We start from the raw sequence: 18,554 nt of genomic DNA on the forward strand, positions 1-18,554 counted from the left end.
GAACAAATGAATAATCGTCCCCGTAAATGTCTCGGATGGAAAACGCCTTATGAAATATTCTTTAATGTAGTGTTGCACTTAATTTGACAATTCAAGTGAGATAACAATGTATCTGAATTCTTAAACATTTCAGATATATTGTTATCTTTTTTAACCGAACGTTCCATCTTTGTTAAATAAAAACGCTTTCATTCGTCTTGATGTTCGTCAATCTCCGTCTGCATGGTTACAAAGACATTTTAATCATGGTAAAATATACTCGCATTGTTTCGAGATATTCATTGAGTCTTACTTGTTTCTAAAGCGAACCGCTCAGTTTCATTCAAACGAACGGTGAGGATTTAACTGAGCGTGCTTTAATGATGGAGGATGCATTTTGAAAAAGGAACCGGCGAACTGGCTGGCAGTGCTAAAAATTGCGATGCCGCTATGTTTAAGCTATATTCCCATTGGCTTGGCTTGTGGTGTGCTATTGCATGCGGGCGGTTTGAATACATGGTTGGTGGCACTTGTGTCATTGATCGTGTATTCAGGTGGTGCGCAATTTTTGATTGCCACTATGTTAACGATTCATGCACCAATTTCCCAGATTGTAATTATGCTGTTTTTCCTTGAATTACGGTATGCACTCTTGGGTTCTAGTTTGTCACACTATCTCAAAAAGTCATCCCACAGATTTATTTTGGGGTTCGCGTTTTCACTAAACGACGAAAACTACGCGGTTAACTATTTGAAGTTTGCCACGGATAAATATTGGACACCAGGTAATGCTTTATTGGTTGAACACTATGCGTTGTACACCTGGGCATTTTCAAACGTGGTTGGGAGTTTGATCGGGTCATCATTGCACATTAACTTAGTGATTGTTGACTTTGCATTAACTGCTTTATTCTTGTTTATGGTTACGATGCAAGTTAAGCGCCGTTTAACGCTGCTGACAGCCATTTTAGCAGGTGTGCTGTCTGCTTTCTTCTGTGTTGCGTTAAAGAGTACCTTAGGGATTGTGATCGCGACGTTGCTCGCCTCGACAGCTGGATTCTTGGCTGATCGCGTGATTCGTTCGATGGCACCGGGCAGTTCCCTACTGTACAAAGTTCGTGGTCCCTCGGGGACGCGCGAGACGATTAACGAGCAGGAGCTGACTGAAGAGCGACTGTTGAAGGAAGAACAAGAGAAAGACAAGGATCACGACCATGAATGATTTAGCCTTAGTATTATTGGCGGGAGTGGCGGCCTTTATTCCGCGGTACTTCCCGATGTTGTTTTTTTCCAAACGTAAAATTCCAGACTGGTTCAACGAGTGGATGGGCTTTGTCCCTGTGTCGTTGTTCACCGCGTTAATTGTGAAGCAAATTTTCGTCACCTCGACGTATGCCTTTTCTGTAGGCAACATTGCCGCCATGATTTCCGCGGTGCTTGTTATTGTTATCGCGTACTTCACGCGTTCAATGACATTGTCCGTTGTTTTGGGATTGTTGCTCATGTGGGCATTAACAACTTTCTTATAAAATTGAATGAATTAACAGCTGACTATCATTTTTTGAGGGTCAGTTTTTTTGTGCCTGCCAGTTACTTGCTCACATCGTTATACTGAATAAAGTTATCACCTGGTAACTTTCAGACTGTTGTTGAGTAATGGGGTCTTGCCTTGCACTTACATTGCTCCAGCTGACGATAATATACAATGTGAGTGAAGTCGGGCAGGGATAGAATTCCGTGAAGGCAACACTTGGTGGCGGGGCTTGGCCACGTAGTGTTGCGGGACGACTTTTGAGACGGTTTGTGGCTCAAAATCGAGGTTAAAGACTCCGGTTTGGGGAGGCTGAGACCGGTCTCACGGAATGACATCCCAGCCAGACGGAACGGGAATTTACGTGTAGGCCTCCCATTTTTTTGACTGCTGTAACTTAGCTTGACTAGAAGTAGAAAAAACAACCGTCAAGAAATTGACAGTTGTTGGTGTGAAACATTATTTGTACATATAATCCCGTGTCATTGGCAACACGCGACCAGATGCACCCTTAGTGAGCAGGAACTGAATGACGTCGATGTTGCCAGACTGGAACGAAGCCGCACATGCCTGCAGGTACAAGTCCCACATGCGCATGAAGCGTTCGTCGAATTGTTTGGCAATTTCGTCACGGTGCTCATTGAAATTCTTGTCCCAGATTTCCGTGGTCCGTTGATAATGACGACGTAGTGGTTCCATGTCGTCGACCTGCAGACCAGCGTCGATCATGTGGTCGATGTTTTCCGTTAAGCCGGGAACATAACCACCTGGGAAGATGTATTTGTCGAGCCAAGCGTTTGTGGCACCGCCTTGTTGACGAGTAATGCCGTGAATTAAGGCGACACCGTCTTCAGTCAGGTATTTGGCCACACACTTGAAGTAGGCGCCCAAGTTTTCCTTACCAACATGTTCAAACATCCCAACTGAGGTGATGTAATCCCACGTTTCGTTACCCAATTCGCGGTAGTCTTCCAAACGAACTTCGGCAACGTCTTGTAAGTCTTCATCGATAATCCGTTGTTTAACCAAGTCATATTGTTCTTGGCTTAGTGTGATCCCAGTGACCTTTAAACCGTATTCTTTGGCTGCTGTGAGCATTAAAGTACCCCAGCCACAACCAATATCCAACAGACGTTTGCCAGGCTGAGGGTCAAGCTTCTTGATAATGTGATGAACCTTGTTCAACTGTGCTTGTTCCAAGGTGTCATCGTCATGTTCAAAGTAAGCACATGAGTACGTCAACGTCGGGTCTAACCACAACTTGTAGAAGTCATTACCAACATCGTAATGTTTTTGGATATCTTCTTTAGAGTGTGACTCACTGTGCGATTGCTTTGGCATGAACCGTTTGAACTTACTGTTGTTAAAGAAGCTACCAGCACTTTCGTAGGCTGATTCAATTAACTTTTGAATACTACCGTCGATTTCAATCCTGCCATCCATAACAGCTTCGCCAAGGGCCAACGACGCATTGCGCGTTAATGACTTAATTGGCACAAGTTCATGAAAGGTAACTGTCACCTGTGGTTCGCCGTCACCACCATAAACATCGCTGGTGCCGTCCCAATAATTGACACGCACAGGGATGTTGAATGAGTGACTGAGAAATGTCTTGTAAAATGTCTTATCCAGCATGAATCCTTCTGTTCCTTTCTCGTTAACCGTTTGATGGTAGTGCCCGTATGGCAAAAACGCCATCATGTTTTTTAAAAAATACAATCTTTAGTATAACGCTGTTTGTCAAAACACCCAACGCTTTAAATGCGGCTGAAAATGACTTATATAAGTCGATTTGTTCAGAATGCAAACAAACCTGATTTAGATTGTCAGTTAATTTACCAATTGTTTCTAACAAAAGATTTGCACGAATTTTCGTCAGGATATAAAATTCAGTAGTTTAGAAAAGCCGGATGGTTGCATTGGTATAGACTATAATCTCTTGCTATACTGGTTGTGTAATCATCTTTTGATCAATTGGTTTTTAAATAGTAAGGGCCTTACTTATTGTTGAAACGTCACTCGAAAAGCATCGGTTAGTTAGTTTGTAAAGCGGACACGAAAGGAACTAGACAAAACATTGGTCAATATGGGGCTAAAAATGCCTATTTTGTGTACATTTACGTACTAGCATTTTATTATAAATATATAAAGATGTTTATAGGCGACGTTAGGAGGGTAGAGATAACGACCTGAATCTAACCGTTCTGTTAAACCACTTGATGAACGAATGGATTTAGCATGTTTGTTATCGCGTTAAAATGATTATAAATGGTAGATTGCAAATTTAATCCGAATTTTTGGACAAATTTGTCAGCATGATCTGATAAGGTGTTTGCCAGTCAAGTATTTTAAGTGGTCTCTGATTGATCAGCTCCTAAAAGATGGGTTTGTGGTAAACACCATTTTAAAGGAAGCTGATCTTTTTTGTCCGAACAGCGTTCGGATTAATTTTACAATCTATCTATGGCAATTAACTTAGGCAGCAGTAGTGTTGCTATCTTAATTAGTCGTTTTAACGCGTCTAAGTTAAGCGCCCAAACGATTGATACGGATGGCATTAATTTAACGACTGTAATGGACATGATTACGGCGGCGATTGCTAAGACGGTTGGTCAGTTAAATGACGAATCATTGGCTGGTATTGCGTTTGTGATTGATGGAACTGTTTACAATAATCACATTATTAGTACAGAGTTGAAAGGTCTGGAAAACTTTGACTTGGCCAAATACTTTGCAGATAAGTTCCAAGTTCCGGTATTGATTGAAAATGCTGCTAACCTGTCAGCTATTTATGAGCGTGATTTCCATGACAATGAGCTGTTTAAGAACCTGGTTACATTGATGATCGGCAAACATTTGCGGGCAGGTATTGTCGCCGATCAACACTTGTATACCGGTCATGAGGGGCACGCTGGTGAAGTTGGCGAAGCCTACCTAGTTGATCGTTATGATCACAGTAAAATGGCGGCTGCCGACGTTTATGCATCTGAACCTGCCTTAAACAAGGCGATTCGGGACCGCATGGGTTGGCAGGAAATGGACTTTGCAAAGCTTACCGAGGCCTATTACCACAAGGATGAGCGGGTGATGGAACCGATTGATGATTTTGCCTACTACCTGTCACGAGTATTGACGAATCTTTCCACGAGTTTTGCACCAGATGTTGTGATTTTGAATGGTGATATGTTCAAACGATTCCCGCAGATTTTGCAATCCGTTCGTAACGCGCTGGTACAAATGATGCCTGACGGCGATACACCGGTTATCCTGACAAAAGGGTACACAGAATCCGCTTTGCTTGGTGCAACTTCCTACATTATTCATCATGCCTTAGGGCTGGATGATTTGAAGCTAGACTTTCAGGCCAAAGCAGAGGGTGTAGCCGAATAGTTAGGTCTCTTTTGAGGGGGATAAGGTAGCTAACACATTGTGGGCTGCCTTTTTATTTTGCCAAACATTAAGTTCTTCATGAGTTTGTGGTGCTGTGAGTGGCTGAAAAATGGGCAGTGAGTTACAGTTAGAGCAGAGAAATTATTGGGGGATTTGGTTGTGACAACATACTATCAACGATTCGTTAAAAACGTTTCTTTGCGACGTTGGACGGTGTTAGGATTCATTGTGCTGGCACTTTGGTTAATGCGTTCCATGATCAGCATCGTATTGCTCACGTTTGTGTTTACTTTTTTGGTTACTCGGCTGACGCAGTTTATTCGTCGGTTTGTTAAAATACCGGCAGCTGTCATCGTGATTGCCATCTATTTATTGGTGATTCTGGGGTTATATTCGGGGATTACGAACTATATTCCTAAGTTGATTGATGAAACGGTCAAGATGGCGAATACCGTTTATAATTTTTATCGCAATCCGTCGCATGATACGAACTATGTGGTGAACTTTATCAATCAGTATGCCAAACGGTTAGATATCATGAACCAGCTTAAAAATTGGGCGACGATTATTTTGAATTATGTGGGGTACATCGGGCAAATGGCGCTCACATTGTTCTTCTCGCTGATTCTGAGCTTCTTCTTCACTGTCGAGAACAAGCGGGTGCGCGAATTTTCACACCTGTTCTTGGATTCTACATACGGGTGGTTTTTCCAAGACGTTTCCTATCTATTTAAAAAGTTCATCAATACGTTTGGTGTCGTTATTGAGGCGCAATTCTTCATTGCTATCTGCAATACAGTGATTACAACTGTCACGCTGGCCTTCATGCGGATGCCACAGTTACCAACCCTAGCGTTAATGATCTTCATTCTCAGTTTGATTCCGGTGGCAGGGGTAATCATCTCGGTGGTTCCGCTTGGCTTAATTGGTTATTCTGTCGGTGGTTTGGATTACGTCATTTATATTTTGGTAATGATCCTCGTAGTGCATACATTAGAAGCCTATGTGTTGAATCCACAGTTTTATGCTAGTCGAACCGAGTTGCCCATCTTCTATACGTTTGTCGTGTTACTAGTTGGCGAGCGGTTATTCGGTGTTTGGGGACTGATTTTCGGCGTGCCACTATTTACATTTTTCCTTGATCTACTGGGCGTTAAGTCAATTGGTCGCGAACGACCGAGTATCAAACGAATGCGGGAACGCCGTCGTGCCAAACGTGAGTCCAGCGCGAATGACGGAAAGTAGCGTGAACTATGTAATTTGTGTCGGATTTCGGTTATAATGAATTGATAATTACATTTAAGGAAGAGGTTATTAGAGATGGCTAAATTAGTATTGATTCGTCACGGTCAATCACAATGGAACTTATCTAACCAGTTTACTGGCTGGGTTGACGTTGACTTGAGCGACAAGGGTGTTGAAGAAGCAAAGCATGCTGGTCAATTGATCAAGGAACATGGTTTGGAATTTGACTACGCCTTCACTTCAGTTTTGACACGTGCAATCAAGACCTTACACTACGCCTTGGAAGAATCCGACCAATTATGGGTTCCTGAAACCAAGACTTGGCGTTTAAACGAACGTCACTACGGTGCTTTACAAGGCCAAAACAAGGCTGAAGCTGCCAAAAAGTGGGGCGATGACCAAGTTCACACTTGGCGTCGTTCATACGATGTTTTGCCTCCATTGTTGAGTGCTGATGACGAAGGTTCTGCATCAAAGGACCGTCGTTATGCTAACTTGGATCCAAAGATCGTTCCCGGTGGTGAAAACCTGAAGGTCACTTTGGAACGTGTTATGCCTTTGTGGGAAGACGAAATTGCACCTAAGTTATTAGATGGCAAGAACGTTATCATCGCTGCCCACGGTAACTCATTACGTGCTTTGTCCAAATACATTGAAAACATTTCTGACGAAGACATCGTCTCATTGGAAATGGCAACTGGTGAACCAGTTGTTTACGACTTCAACGACAAGTTGGAAGTTCAAAGCAAGACTAAGTTAGACAAGTAATTATTGATATAAAATGAGGCCCTCAACCGATTTGTGGTTGAGGACCTTTTTTGAAATAGTATATGCATGACCTCAAGAATCAGATATAATTTGGATTCTCCAGATCGCATATGATTTGCTCGGAATTGAAAAGTTGATGGAAAATAGATTCAGTGATGACATACGTGACAGGCCATCAATGACAGAGTAAGATATGTCAAAAAATTGTAGTACAATAAAATTACTTCAAAATACAATGTAAACACTGAAAAGGTTGACTACTATTTCAGTCAATTCATTCAAAAGCAGGAGGTCTAACAATGAGCACTGAAAATGTTTTTGAAAAAATGTTGGTTGAAGCAGAGCGTACAGACTTACAAACGTTGAGAGCTGATTTCTTAAATGAAAAGGATCCGGCTAAACAACAAGTTTTACATGCGCCTTATACGTACGTGCTCGATAAGCGGCAAGAAAAAGTGATTAATCATCAGGAGTTCAGTAGATGATTAGACCTCAATATTTGATTGTTGGTGGTATTAATGGTGCTGGAAAAAGTACACTTTATGACACTTCGCCAGATTTGTTTGCTGGGACTAAACGCATTAATGCTGACGAATTTTAAGAGCAAGTGGCGGAGATTGGCATAAAACTAGTGACAATCTGAAAGCAATTGCATAAAGCTTTTGAAACGAAGACTAGTGTTCATGTTGAAACTACATTAGCTGGAGTTGGAAAGACACAGGTTGAACTTATCAATCTAGCGCACAAATATGGATTTGAAGTGACATTGTTGTACGTCACACTTGATAGTCCTCAAACTACAATTGATAGAGTTAACGTACGTGTTCAAAAGGGCGGTCACCGGTCACGGTGTACCTGCAGAGCTAATCAAGAAGCGTTATGTACAGTCACTTAATAATTTAGAAGATATTGCCAGTCATGTAGATAATGTGTTCATATATGATAACTCTGATCGATTCGTTAATATTTATAACCGGTTGGATGGTGTAGTGTTGCTGAATGATTTAAAGAACTATCCATGGGTTCTACCTATTCTTTAGAGTAGTAAACGAGACGTTTAGTGATAATCTAATGATATTGGAAATGACAATAGGTGAACCGATTGTTTATGATTTCAACGACAAGTTGGAAGTTCAAAACAAGACTAATCTTTACGAGTAAATTTTGAACAATTTTTAAAGAGCAACTGTCGTCGGTCAGTTCATTTTTGCACAGTTGGTTGGAAATGAGTGATGATGTGAGTAGTGAAGTTGCGAATGATATTAAGGAGCATTAATGTCAGAATTAATGAATTATCTGAACATTCATGAGAAGGGCATTGATCAGGATGTAGATACAGTGGATCTTAATCCAGAAGGTAAATATTATGACCCCGATTCATCCAGTTTAAAGCTTTACAAAGACTTTCAAACAATATTTTCAAATCGTACTTTTCCAAGTGGTGATGAAATAACAAAAGTAAAAATCATGAAACCATATGGGCTACAACTTACAATAGCGACAAAAGAAGGTGAGATAGTCTATAAAATGGGTATGGCAGCCGATTATTTTGGTATTTCACGAAGGCGTCTTAAGAAAAAAGGAAAGTTTTCTATTGATGAAGTCCGGAAAGTCTTGAAGATTTCACGTCTTATTGGTGGGCATATGTTATTTCCCAAAAATGTAGAAATAGTAAAAAAGGATACCTTTATTTCCGGTCAGGGTCGAAGCATCAATGTTAATCGGGCCAATACGATGTATGACAGACCGGATTTGTTTCTGCTGGATTTGTCAAACTACTATGAAAAGAAGCCATATCGAATTAAAGCATTTGATTGTTTTTCAGTCTTTTTAGACCTTTTTGTTAACTTCTCTGGTTTTATTAACTTTTATGACCTGAATGGGTTTGTCGATGAAAATCAGCATGTTATTAATCTATTAACAGGTACCGCTTTTAACTCATCGGCAGACTTAATTAATAATGTGGAATTAATAACTTTTCCCGAAAACAAGGTGAACGCGGAAAGGCTAGTACAACAGTCTAATAAACGAATATTTGAAAGATCCAAGTATTTAACAAATAAGTACGGACTGGCTAGGGCTTAGAAATAGTAAGTTAGTAGCAATTGTGAATTATCACAAGTTTAATCATTTTTTAAATAATATTTTCAAATCAGAAACATATAAAATATTTCAACCAATTCGAAGCGAAGAAAACGTAAGAAATATTCTGTTAGTGAATTTAAACATTATCCTGAATGATTAGATGAGGGGGGGTAAGATGAATGCAATTACACAAGTAGTATTGTAATTGTTTTTTGCTGTAAATATACAAAGCGTATAGAAAAAAATCCTGAATAAAGTGAGGTTCTCAGTTATCAAATAGAGACTGAGAGCTTTTTTTGTGCACTTTATCTTTATATGGTGATCAATCGTTAAGCTAAATAATTGCGAGGCTTCGAATGCGTCAGGCAAAATAGAGGTTCACAAGACTGTTCCGGAACGGTTCATAGAACCTTTCTTTACAAGTGAAAGTATGAACATTCGAAAAGAGATCTCGCTGATGTTTTATGAAATTGTCCCTTGCAAAGGACACTATCTTGTGAAAGCGGATACTTTTTCTAGCCTATTATATTAAAAGGGGTGGGGCGTTTATGCAGTTAAATGATCAGCAACAAGGTTTGATTGATATTTTGCTGCGACAAAACGATTACATCACTGCCCACAAGCTTTCTGAGGTCACCAACACATCTACTAAAACGATTTATCGAAATGTCCGTAGCATTAATGATAGTTCAGAGTCTGGTGATGTCATTGAGGCAGTACGTGGAAGGGGGTATCGCCTAAATTACGATCGGTATATTTATGAACGGAATACCAGCGTGGATAATACCTTGGACTATTCACCAATCGAACGACGTAACCGGATTTTACTGGAGTTATTGTTCAACGCTCCGTTTGATTTAAATGTTGACCGCTTGTATGAGCATTATTACGTGAGTGAAACGGTGATTGAAAACGATATTTCCTTGATGAATAAGTTAGCGTTGTCGTTTGGACTGGTACTAAAGCATCGCTATCGTCGTTTATCAATAACTGGTCCCGAACCAAACATTCGTCAGGCAATTCGAAATACGATTAACAAGGGTGACCTCATGGACAAAGAAAGCATCGATGATTTTATCGACGATTTCCATGAGCTGTCATCGTTTGATGAACGGTTTTTAATCGCTCAACTTGAATACTTGGAGCGTTCATTGAAGCTAACGATTCCTTACCCGTATAACATAAATATTTTTTCGCATCTCTATATTTTGATGAGTCGTTTTCGTGAGGGGAAGGTAGTTGATGATCCGGAGCAGAATCGATTAACTACTGACCAAAAAGCGTTGACGGAGCGCAATCCTAAGTTTGCAGAAGTGGCTCGAGAAATCATCGGTAAAATTGGCCGCTATCTCAACACAACATTGCCTGCCATCGAAGATTTTTACCTGCTTCAGTACATGGTCTCAATGCGGTACGATCGTGAATTGCCGAGTACGACGCATGAAGATCAGTTGGTTGATCAACTTGTTGTGTTCTACGTTGATGGCTTTGATTTTAATGGTCGCGCCGTGGATCGAACTGCATTGGTTGCGGATTTACGGAACCATATCAAACCAATGGTCAATCGTTTGAAAAACGGCATTTCGGTAGCCAACCATTTATTGAAGGAGATTGGGTCTGAGTATCCTGAGGAGCTCGCTCAAGTTAAGCAGCTGTCCAGTGAGGCGCAAACGAAATTTGCTTTGCCAGCCGCGATTAGTGCTGACGAAAGTGGTTTTATTACCTTGTACTTTGCGAAGTATCTAGAACAGGCCAAGCCGGCCAAACGAATCCTCATCATGTGTGCCAGCGGTGTTGGGACGTCACAACTGATCCGAGTGAAAGTTCAGAAGGCCTTCCCAGACTTGGATGTGGTGGCCGTTGTTTCAAAAGACGGGTATTTAAAGCATGCTGCTGATTACGGGCACATTGACCTTATTATCACGACAGTCAACGTAACACCGGCCGAAGACACTAGTGTGGTGATGGTTAGCGCAATGTTTACCAAGGCCGATCGGGATCAGGTCGCTAATTGGATTGAACGGAGGGACAGCTGATGATTGATTCGCAAGAGCTATTTTTCATGTCACTATCACCCTCGGCCAGTTCTCTAGACACGTTTCAAACAATGGCGCAGCGATTGGTCCAGTTACAGCGTGTCAGTGATGTTGACGCGTTTACGGATTTAATCGTTAAACGCGAGGCACAGGGGATGACCATGATTGCGCCACAAATTTTGATGCCACACGCTGTGGGGTCCGTTGTTCTTAGGAACACGGTTCTAATTGGTTGGCTGCAAACGCCACAACATTGGCGGCAGCTACCGACCATCAGACTGATCGTTATGCTAGCAACGCCGACAGCCTCAGCGGCGCAAACAGATCCACAGTTCACGACATTATTGACGCGACTAGCCGACGACGAAGTGACGAAAAAGTTAGTAAAACAAAACTCATTGATTGATGTTCGAGCATTACTGCAATGAGAAGACATGAAAGGGGTAGTCGCACGTGTATTTTGATAAAGATGTGATTTTATTCGGCCAGTCGATAGCTGATCAAACCACAGCCTTAACAACGTTAGCCGATGCATTACAAGAAGCTGGCGTAGTTAAATCAAGTTTTAAAGAAGGTATTTTAAGCCGTGAAAAGCAATTTCCAACGGGATTGCTTGCACCATCGATGGGGGTAGCCATTCCACATACGGACGCGGTTCATGTGATTAAACCACAAATTGGCTTTCTTCAATTGAAGGAACCAGTTCATTTCAATCAAATGGGTGATAACGCTGATGTATCAGCCAAATTGATTTTTATGTTGGCATTAAATGATCCTGATTTGCAGTTAGCGATGCTACAACGGTTAATGGGATTATTCCAGAATGATGACCTAATGAAGAAGTTGACGACGATTAGTACTACTGCTGACTTCAAAGACATTATGAAACAAGCAGAGATTGATTAATTATTGGAGGAATTGTAATGGCAGCGTTACAGTGGTTTGTTAATTTAGGAGCGAGCGTTATGCTCCCAGTTTTATTATTTATTTTTGCACTTATTTTGCGTATCAAACCCGGTAAGGCATTTAAGGCTGGATTAACGGTCGGAGTTGGATTTGTTGGTCTGAACTTGGTCATCAGTCTGTTGACTAAAAACCTGGGACCAGCCGCTCAAGCGATGGTTAAAAACTTTGGTTTACATCTGACATCTATTGATATTGGTTGGCCTGCAGCATCTGCCATTGCCTACGGAACTGTTTTAGGTAGTTTGGCGATTCCAGTTGGTGTTATTGCAAACGTCATTTTGCTACTAGTTGGTTTGACGAAAACATTGGACGTCGATGTTTGGAATTACTGGCACATTGCCTTTACTGGTTCACTTGTCTATGTTGTGACACATGATTTTGCTTTAGGATTATTCACCATGATTGTTCATGTCATGCTGATTTACTTGTTGGCGGATTTAGCTGCGCCGACAGTTCAAAAATACTACGGGCTGGAAGGCATTTCATTTCCTCAAGGGGCCTCAGCACCTGGTTTCTTGATGGCCTTACCATTAAACTGGTTGTTTGACCGTATTCCTGGAATTAACAAGGTTAAGATCACACCGGAAACTGTCCAAAAGCGGATGGGAATCTTTGGTGATTCAACGGTGATTGGTTTGGTGATTGGACTAGTTATTGGTGCTTTAGCACATTACTCAGTTGCTAAAACTCTTCAACTCGGAGTTAACACCGCGGCTGTCTTGTTATTGATGCCGCGGATGGTTTCCTTGTTGATGGAAGGTTTGACTCCAATTTCTGAAGGGGCCAACACTTTTGTTCAGAAACGTTTTCCTGGTCGTGACTTATACATTGGGATGGATAGTGCTTTAGCCGTTGGGCAACAGGCTGTGTTATCCTCAGCATTAATTTTGGTTCCACTGACACTGTTGATTGCCGTTATTTTACCTGGTAACACTGTGTTACCGTTTGGTGACTTAGCGACGATTCCGTTCATGATTGCCGTTATGGCCGCTGTTTTCCGTGGTGATATTTTACGGACCATCCTCGGTGGGATCGTCGACATCGTGGTTAGTTTGTACATTGCGTCATGGGTTGCACCGTTGGTTACCGATGCTGCAAAGGGCGCACACTTCAGTCTCCAAGGTAACTCATCCATTTCTGTATTAAGTGATGGTGGGACTTGGACCACATTGTTAATTGTTGGTTTAGGCAAACTGATCAGCTGGGGTGGTATTGGTTTAATTGGTGTTGTGGTATTAGGCTTGATGATTTGGCAAAACAAGTTTCGTAAAACTGCATCGACAGTTGCAGATAAGAAATAGCATCTTTTAGATAACTCGACATTGGAGGTCGAAAACATGAAAACTTTAATGGTAGTTTGTGGTTCTGGTGTGGCAACGTCAACGGTCGTTTCAGGAAAAATCAAAAACTGGTTGGCTGACGAAGGCTTTGATGGTCAAGTCAAAATGTTGCAAAGTAAAATTTCTGACGAAGTTAACCACATCGATGATTACGATGCTGTTGTTAGCACGACGTTAGTACCAGATAACGTCAAAGATAAAATTATCAACGGTGTGCCATTGTTAACAGGGATGAATACTCAGGCCGTCTATGACCAGATTGCAACTAAGCTAGAACTTAAATAATTACGAATAAAAAGCGGGCACTTAGAATCTTCTAAGTGCTCGTTTTTACTGTTCTACGTTGTTTAATAAGACACTTGTGGAACGGATAAAATTGAAGATTGGTTAAAAGATTCTTATAATGGCTGATGCCAATAGTGTCGTAACTACTTTCAGTGGCTAAAATAGTGATTTTTGGTGACAGACTTTAAAAGGTTTGAGTACTAGCGCAAAGCCATTTAAGAGTGGAAGCCTGATTCAAATGACAGAATAAAATCAAACAGGGCATCACATCAATCGAGCTGACTGATGTGATGCCCTGTTTACTTAAAAAATCTGCCTTATTTCTTTTCGACTAAGCCCATTTCAATTAAACGTTTGGCAGCATCGAGAACTGTTTCTTCCGGTTTATGTTGTTGCCAACCAAGGTCGTTTTCTGCCGCGGCGGTGGTGTGGTGATAGCGACGGTTCAGCATGGGCACCAAAGTGCGGAGACTAGGCACAAATCTTGATAACACCCGGGTCGCCCAGTTTGGCAGGGCACGAATGTGTAAATGAAGTTCTGGAAAGGCTGATTGATATATTTTGCCAACTTGAAGCATAGTCAATGTTTGAGACGAGCCAATATAACGTTGACCAATGGCCTTAGGATTTTCAAACGCCAATCGATGTAGTTTAGCCAAATCGCGTACATCACTGATTTCAAGTGGCACTTTCGGTAAGGCAGGTTGACCCTTAAGCATTTGCAGTAAAATTTGGTTTGTACTCAGATTGTTGGTGATAACTGGACCAAAAATTGCGCCTGGCAGAACGGTCGTCAAATTCATGTCATGTTTATCCGCAAAGTCCCACGCGGCTTGTTCAGCTTTCACTTTTGAAATTCGATAAGGGTCCAATTCAGGATTGTCTGGGTCCGTCCAAAAACTACCATCAAAAGTCCCTGTGGCGTGGCTGTCAGGCGTTGAAGCGGCTTGCGAACTGGTCATCACAATTCGTTTAACGCCAGCTTTATCAGCTGCTTGCAAAACGTTTAGGACACCACCACGAGCGACACTAACCATTTCTTCAGTGGATTCTGTACCGTTACCTAGAGGTGAAGCAACATGGATAACGCCGTCTGCGCCATTCATTGCCTCTTGCCAGCCAGCTTCACTGGTCAAATCAGCTTAGAAGAAACTCAGATTTTCTAAATCTGTAGAATCGACCTGGTGACTTAGGCCTTCTTTGATAGCGTTGGCTTTGTTAAGTGAACGCAAACTTGTTGCAACCGCATAGTGCTGATTTAAAAACTCAGCAATCACCCATGCTGCAACGAATCCAGAACCACCAGAAATAACAACTTTTTTCATTTAATAAGTACCTCTTAATTTATTTTATACAAATAGTACGACTAATTGTCTAAAATGTAAAGCCGTGTTATTCTAATCATTGAAAATGCTATTAGCTGAGGTGAACAAAAATGATTGATCAAACGGAACTAACTATCAAATTAAATCGCGTCATTTTAATAGAAGGATTTCAAAAGCTTTCAATGAGTAAACTTGCTCAGGCGGTCGATGTCAGTCGTGCGACACTGTATTTGTACTTTAAAAACAAAGATGAAATTGTTCAAGCTGTTGTTGGCCGCCATTTACGTTTTATTTCAGAGCGCCCAATTCCTGCCGAATTTGACGCTTCATCGTTTATAACCGTTTGGTTGAATTCGTTGCTTTTGATGGGCTCAACAACTGAAACATTTACCACTGATTTGCAACGTGCATATCCTGAGTTGGCACATGAACTGCGAATGGCTGATCACGATTATTTTACTCACTTGATTAGTTACGTGGCTAAGGCACAACAGGCCGATGTGGTGTTGCCGATTTATACACCTGATTTTGTTGTTTTTCAGGCTGATACTTTAATTACTTCTGTCTTGCAACAGGTAAAGGCACATCGCATTACGTTGGAACAAGCCGAACAATATCTGTCAGACGGCATTAGTTTGGAATTGCAGGCGTTACTGTCTAGCACTGTACGAAAACAGTTAGATATATCTAATTTTGAGCCGATGAAAACGCTGATTTTTAAAGAGTTTAGGGCAACGTACGCATTGATAGCTTAGTGTTGCAAGTGTGATCGTGTAAACCAATCTTTGTATTGTGTGACTAACTGAACAGAAAGCGAATTGGTTTGATTTGTCATTTCGCAAAAAATGTATATGCTCAAAAAGATTAGTTTGATCAATAGGTTCATGTGATACAGTGATTATTGTTTTTGAGGGTATAGTAGGCTAAATTTAGTAATAGAAAGACGGCCAGGTGTGTTCATGACTTGGCGGCAATACTTAAAAAAGAGGTCACATATCAATGCTAAAAGATGATCAGATTGTTTGGGCAATTCATCAAATGGAAGACGAAATTGGTCCAGTTGGGCCATCGCTTGATACGAGGACACCTTTTCAATATTTGATTTCAGTCATTCTCAGCGCGCAGGCCACTGACGTATCTGTGAATCAAGTCACGCCAACATTGTTTGACAGATATCCCGATCCCAAGGCATTGATGCATGCCAATGTTGAAGATGTAGAAACAATCATTAGGCGCGTTGGTCTGTTTCATAACAAGGCGAAGAACATCATCAAGACCGCCGGTATTGTGCATGAAGAGTTGAATGACACGATTCCAAACGATCGAAAGGGTATCATGGCGTTGCCAGGAGCGGGTCGAAAAACGGCCAATTTGGTGTTGAGCGATGTGTTTGGGAAACCAACATTTGCTGTGGACACGCATGTTTCGGCGATTTCAAAACGACTTCACTTTGTTAAACAATCAGCATCACCTTTGCAGGTGGAACAAAAGATTGTGAGTGTCGTTAAGCCGGAGGAACTGTATCAAGCGCATCACACAATGATCGAGTTTGGCCGGAAGTACTCGATGAAATTGACACCGGACAAAGAGGTTTGCCAACTGATTATTGACTGTGATAAGTTGAATGAAGAAAATGAAGGTGCTATTTGAGAGGTTACCTTTGGAAACGTAACGGTTGGTCGATAAATGACTGTGAGCCAACAGAGAATTGTTTTAAAGCACAACGCCACATCCTATTTGATGAAGCTTTTTTGTTTCGCATTAAAAAATTCTTAATCAGAAATCGATTAAGGATTTTTTTAGATCAGCATAACGAAAAATCATTTAGCGATATACGTCTCTTTCCAGTCGTAAGGTACACCGGAGGGATTGTAATTGACGTCTTTAACTTTGGTATTGAGCAGTTGTGCTTGAACCTTTTGGAAAAGTGGGGCGGTACCTTGTTGCGTCATAAGTAGCTTTTCGGCTTTGACTAAGTTATTCCAACGGTCTTCAGGCTTGTTTGCTAAGCTGTTTTCAGAAGCGCTGAGTAACGTGTCATATTGTTTGTTGTTCCAACCGCTGAAATTGTAAGGACTGGTGCTTTCCCAAATGTCCAAGAAGTTAATTGGGTCTGCAAAGACTGATTGCCAGCCACCAATGATAAGTTGGAAATTGCCGGACTTTTCACGCGCAAGTTGAGCAGTTTTAGGCAAATTAACGACTGAAACTTTGACGTTTGGCAGCTTTTCAAGCTGCGATTGGATGAATTCGCCGACGTTTTTACCAGCGTCGTCATCAGTGGTGAGCACTTCTGTCTTAATCGACTTGGTGCCGGTTTGCTTGTAACCTTGTTTCAGTAACTTTTTGGCTTCACTTAAATTATAGGTGACGCCGGATTTAACATATGCTGACTTGGCAAAATCTTTGCCGCTCTTTGGATTGGTGCCGATGCCAGTTGGTGCAAAACCTTGTGGAACGACCGAGCCGTCTGACAGGACATTATTGACAAGATCTTTACGGTTCAAAGCTAGCGAAAAGGCTTTGCGAACGTTAACATTCTGGAACGCCTTAACCTTCTTTTGATTGAAGTCGAGGCGGTAACCATTCGAGGATTTACGAGATACAAAATCTTTGTGTCCTTTAAAGTTAGCGACTTGTTCGCCGCTAAGAACCGTTTCGTCGATCTTATGAGATTGATATTCGTTTAAACCAGTTGAGGGATCTTTAACAACTTGTTCGTTGATTTTATTAAGGTGAACATGTTTGTTGTCCCAGTACTTGCCATTCTTAGCCAACGTCCATTTGCTGTTCGTGCCGGTCCAGCCAGTGAGTTTAAAGGCACCGCTATAAACGTTATTTTTCGCACTGGTGCCAAACTTATTACCTTCTTGCGTGGCGACCTTTTTATTTACGGGGAAGAACAACGGCCATGCTAACAGTTTCTGAAAATATGAAACTGGTTTGGTGAGATGAATGGTGAGTTGGTATTTACCATCTGCTTTGATGCCAAGGGCGGATAACGGCTTTTGACCTTTGTTGACTGCTTCGGCGTTTTCAACCTGGTACATATAGAAGGCATCTTGAGAAGCTGTTTTAGGATCTAGCGTGCGTTGCCATGAATATACAAAATCTTGAGCCGTCAGAGGGTCACCATTACTCCACTTAGCGTTGTGCCGCAATTTAACAGTATAAGTTTTACCATCCTTGCTGATTTTTGTGCTAGTGGCGAGATCATTGACAATTTTATGGCCGGAATCTTTCAAACGGTAGAGGCCGGATTGCGTATTAAGCAGAACGTTGAAGCTTTCGGTATCCGTGGCCTTCGCTAAGTCGTTTGTTGCCAGTTCTTGGCTTTCTGTCCAGTTCAACGTTTGATTTTTGGCGTACTTACTTGATGCATTAGCGTTTGTGACAGTGCTATTGGCTAAAAAGAGTGCCGATAGCAGAGTGACTGTGCCCAATGTGATCGCACGTTTAAATTTCATAAGTCATTACCCCCGAAAAGTTTTGTTGATGTTTATAAAACGGCAAATTACAAGTTTAATCCGAACAAGCCCGGAATCTTTCAATGGCAGTCTGTTGATGATGTATTTTTAATGGTCGTTGATTAATTAGTTCAAGT

The 18,554-nt window shown here is 41.4% G+C and carries 18 protein-coding genes and 1 pseudogene; 15 read left to right on the plus strand and 4 right to left on the minus strand.

The genetic code is table 11. The annotated features are described in order from the left end of the window. The first annotated feature begins 376 nt into the window (after positions 1–376). Entirely contained in the window at positions 377–1,201 is an 825-nt protein-coding gene (locus tag GB992_RS06230; protein WP_161001688.1) for an AzlC family ABC transporter permease, read from the plus strand. Further along, positions 1,194–1,508, plus strand: coding sequence for an AzlD domain-containing protein (locus tag GB992_RS06235; protein WP_017263095.1), 315 nt, complete (start codon positions 1,194–1,196; stop codon positions 1,506–1,508). The genes GB992_RS06230 and GB992_RS06235 overlap by 8 nt, the downstream gene beginning before the upstream one ends. Positions 1,509–1,969: 461 nt before the next feature. Here the strand turns inward: GB992_RS06235 and GB992_RS06240 are convergent, their stop codons facing one another. Then, positions 1,970–3,145 carry an SAM-dependent methyltransferase gene (locus tag GB992_RS06240; protein WP_161001689.1) on the minus strand — a complete coding sequence of 392 codons (1,176 nt, stop codon included), beginning with the start codon at positions 3,143–3,145 and terminating at the stop codon, positions 1,970–1,972. A gap of 828 nt (positions 3,146–3,973) precedes the next feature. Here GB992_RS06240 and GB992_RS06245 point away from each other — a divergent pair. The 11 genes and pseudogenes from GB992_RS06245 (at position 3,974) to GB992_RS06300 (ending at position 13,625) form a co-directional block, all read left to right on the plus strand. Further along, complete coding sequence (locus GB992_RS06245) at positions 3,974–4,900, plus strand: ROK family protein (RefSeq protein ID WP_238331056.1); 927 nt, start codon at positions 3,974–3,976, stop codon at positions 4,898–4,900. Positions 4,901–5,059: 159 nt separating this feature from the next. Then, a complete protein-coding gene (locus tag GB992_RS06250; protein ID WP_161001690.1) occupies positions 5,060–6,145 on the plus strand; it encodes an AI-2E family transporter in 1,086 nt (361 codons plus the stop codon). Between the two features lie 75 nt (positions 6,146–6,220). Next, a complete protein-coding gene (locus GB992_RS06255; protein WP_161001691.1) occupies positions 6,221–6,913 on the plus strand; it encodes a 2,3-diphosphoglycerate-dependent phosphoglycerate mutase in 693 nt (230 codons plus the stop codon). Between the two features lie 299 nt (positions 6,914–7,212). Beyond that, positions 7,213–7,398, plus strand: a complete 186-nt coding sequence (locus GB992_RS06260) for a hypothetical protein (RefSeq protein ID WP_161001692.1) — start codon at positions 7,213–7,215, stop codon at positions 7,396–7,398. Then, positions 7,395–7,953: pseudogene (locus GB992_RS11925) on the plus strand (ATPase). Before GB992_RS06260 ends, GB992_RS11925 begins: the two are co-directional and overlap by 4 nt. A gap of 235 nt (positions 7,954–8,188) precedes the next feature. Beyond that, positions 8,189–8,998 (plus strand): DUF6994 family protein, encoded by an 810-nt coding sequence (locus GB992_RS06275; protein ID WP_161001693.1) that lies wholly within the window; start codon positions 8,189–8,191, stop codon positions 8,996–8,998. Between the two features lie 548 nt (positions 8,999–9,546). Continuing rightward, positions 9,547–11,034, plus strand: coding sequence for a BglG family transcription antiterminator (locus tag GB992_RS06280; protein ID WP_161001694.1), 1,488 nt, complete (start codon positions 9,547–9,549; stop codon positions 11,032–11,034). Further along, a complete protein-coding gene (locus GB992_RS06285) occupies positions 11,034–11,462 on the plus strand; it encodes a PTS sugar transporter subunit IIA (protein WP_161001695.1) in 429 nt (142 codons plus the stop codon). Before GB992_RS06280 ends, GB992_RS06285 begins: the two co-directional genes overlap by 1 nt. Positions 11,463–11,487: 25 nt before the next feature. Further along, on the plus strand, positions 11,488–11,940 hold the full coding sequence (locus GB992_RS06290) for a PTS sugar transporter subunit IIA (RefSeq protein WP_161001696.1): 453 nt from the start codon (positions 11,488–11,490) through the stop codon (positions 11,938–11,940). Positions 11,941–11,957: 17 nt separating this feature from the next. After that, a complete protein-coding gene (locus tag GB992_RS06295; RefSeq protein WP_161001697.1) occupies positions 11,958–13,301 on the plus strand; it encodes a PTS galactitol transporter subunit IIC in 1,344 nt (447 codons plus the stop codon). Between the two features lie 36 nt (positions 13,302–13,337). After that, positions 13,338–13,625: a PTS sugar transporter subunit IIB gene (locus GB992_RS06300; protein WP_161001698.1), complete on the plus strand. Its 288-nt coding sequence runs from the start codon at positions 13,338–13,340 to the stop codon at positions 13,623–13,625. A gap of 317 nt (positions 13,626–13,942) precedes the next feature. On the opposite strand, the gene GB992_RS06305 is transcribed toward GB992_RS06300, so the two are convergent. Together GB992_RS06305 and GB992_RS11745 are read right to left on the minus strand one after the other, a co-directional pair. Beyond that, positions 13,943–14,761, minus strand: coding sequence for an NAD-dependent epimerase/dehydratase family protein (locus GB992_RS06305; protein ID WP_284142931.1), 819 nt, complete (start codon positions 14,759–14,761; stop codon positions 13,943–13,945). A gap of 6 nt (positions 14,762–14,767) precedes the next feature. Continuing rightward, complete coding sequence (locus tag GB992_RS11745; protein ID WP_238331060.1) at positions 14,768–14,950, minus strand: hypothetical protein; 183 nt, start codon at positions 14,948–14,950, stop codon at positions 14,768–14,770. Positions 14,951–15,060: 110 nt separating this feature from the next. Between GB992_RS11745 and GB992_RS06310 the strand changes: the two genes are divergently transcribed. Together GB992_RS06310 and GB992_RS06315 are read left to right on the plus strand one after the other, a co-directional pair. Beyond that, positions 15,061–15,705, plus strand: a complete 645-nt coding sequence (locus GB992_RS06310; RefSeq protein ID WP_161001699.1) for a TetR/AcrR family transcriptional regulator — start codon at positions 15,061–15,063, stop codon at positions 15,703–15,705. A gap of 244 nt (positions 15,706–15,949) precedes the next feature. Then, positions 15,950–16,600: an endonuclease III domain-containing protein gene (locus GB992_RS06315; RefSeq protein ID WP_161001700.1), complete on the plus strand. Its 651-nt coding sequence runs from the start codon at positions 15,950–15,952 to the stop codon at positions 16,598–16,600. A gap of 170 nt (positions 16,601–16,770) precedes the next feature. Here the strand turns inward: GB992_RS06315 and GB992_RS06320 are convergent, their stop codons facing one another. Then, positions 16,771–18,417, minus strand: coding sequence for a peptide ABC transporter substrate-binding protein (locus GB992_RS06320; protein ID WP_161001701.1), 1,647 nt, complete (start codon positions 18,415–18,417; stop codon positions 16,771–16,773). Between the last annotated feature and the right edge of the window lie 137 nt (positions 18,418–18,554).

The organism is Furfurilactobacillus milii, assembly GCF_009863985.1.
Lineage (GTDB): Bacteria > Bacillota > Bacilli > Lactobacillales > Lactobacillaceae > Furfurilactobacillus > Furfurilactobacillus milii_A.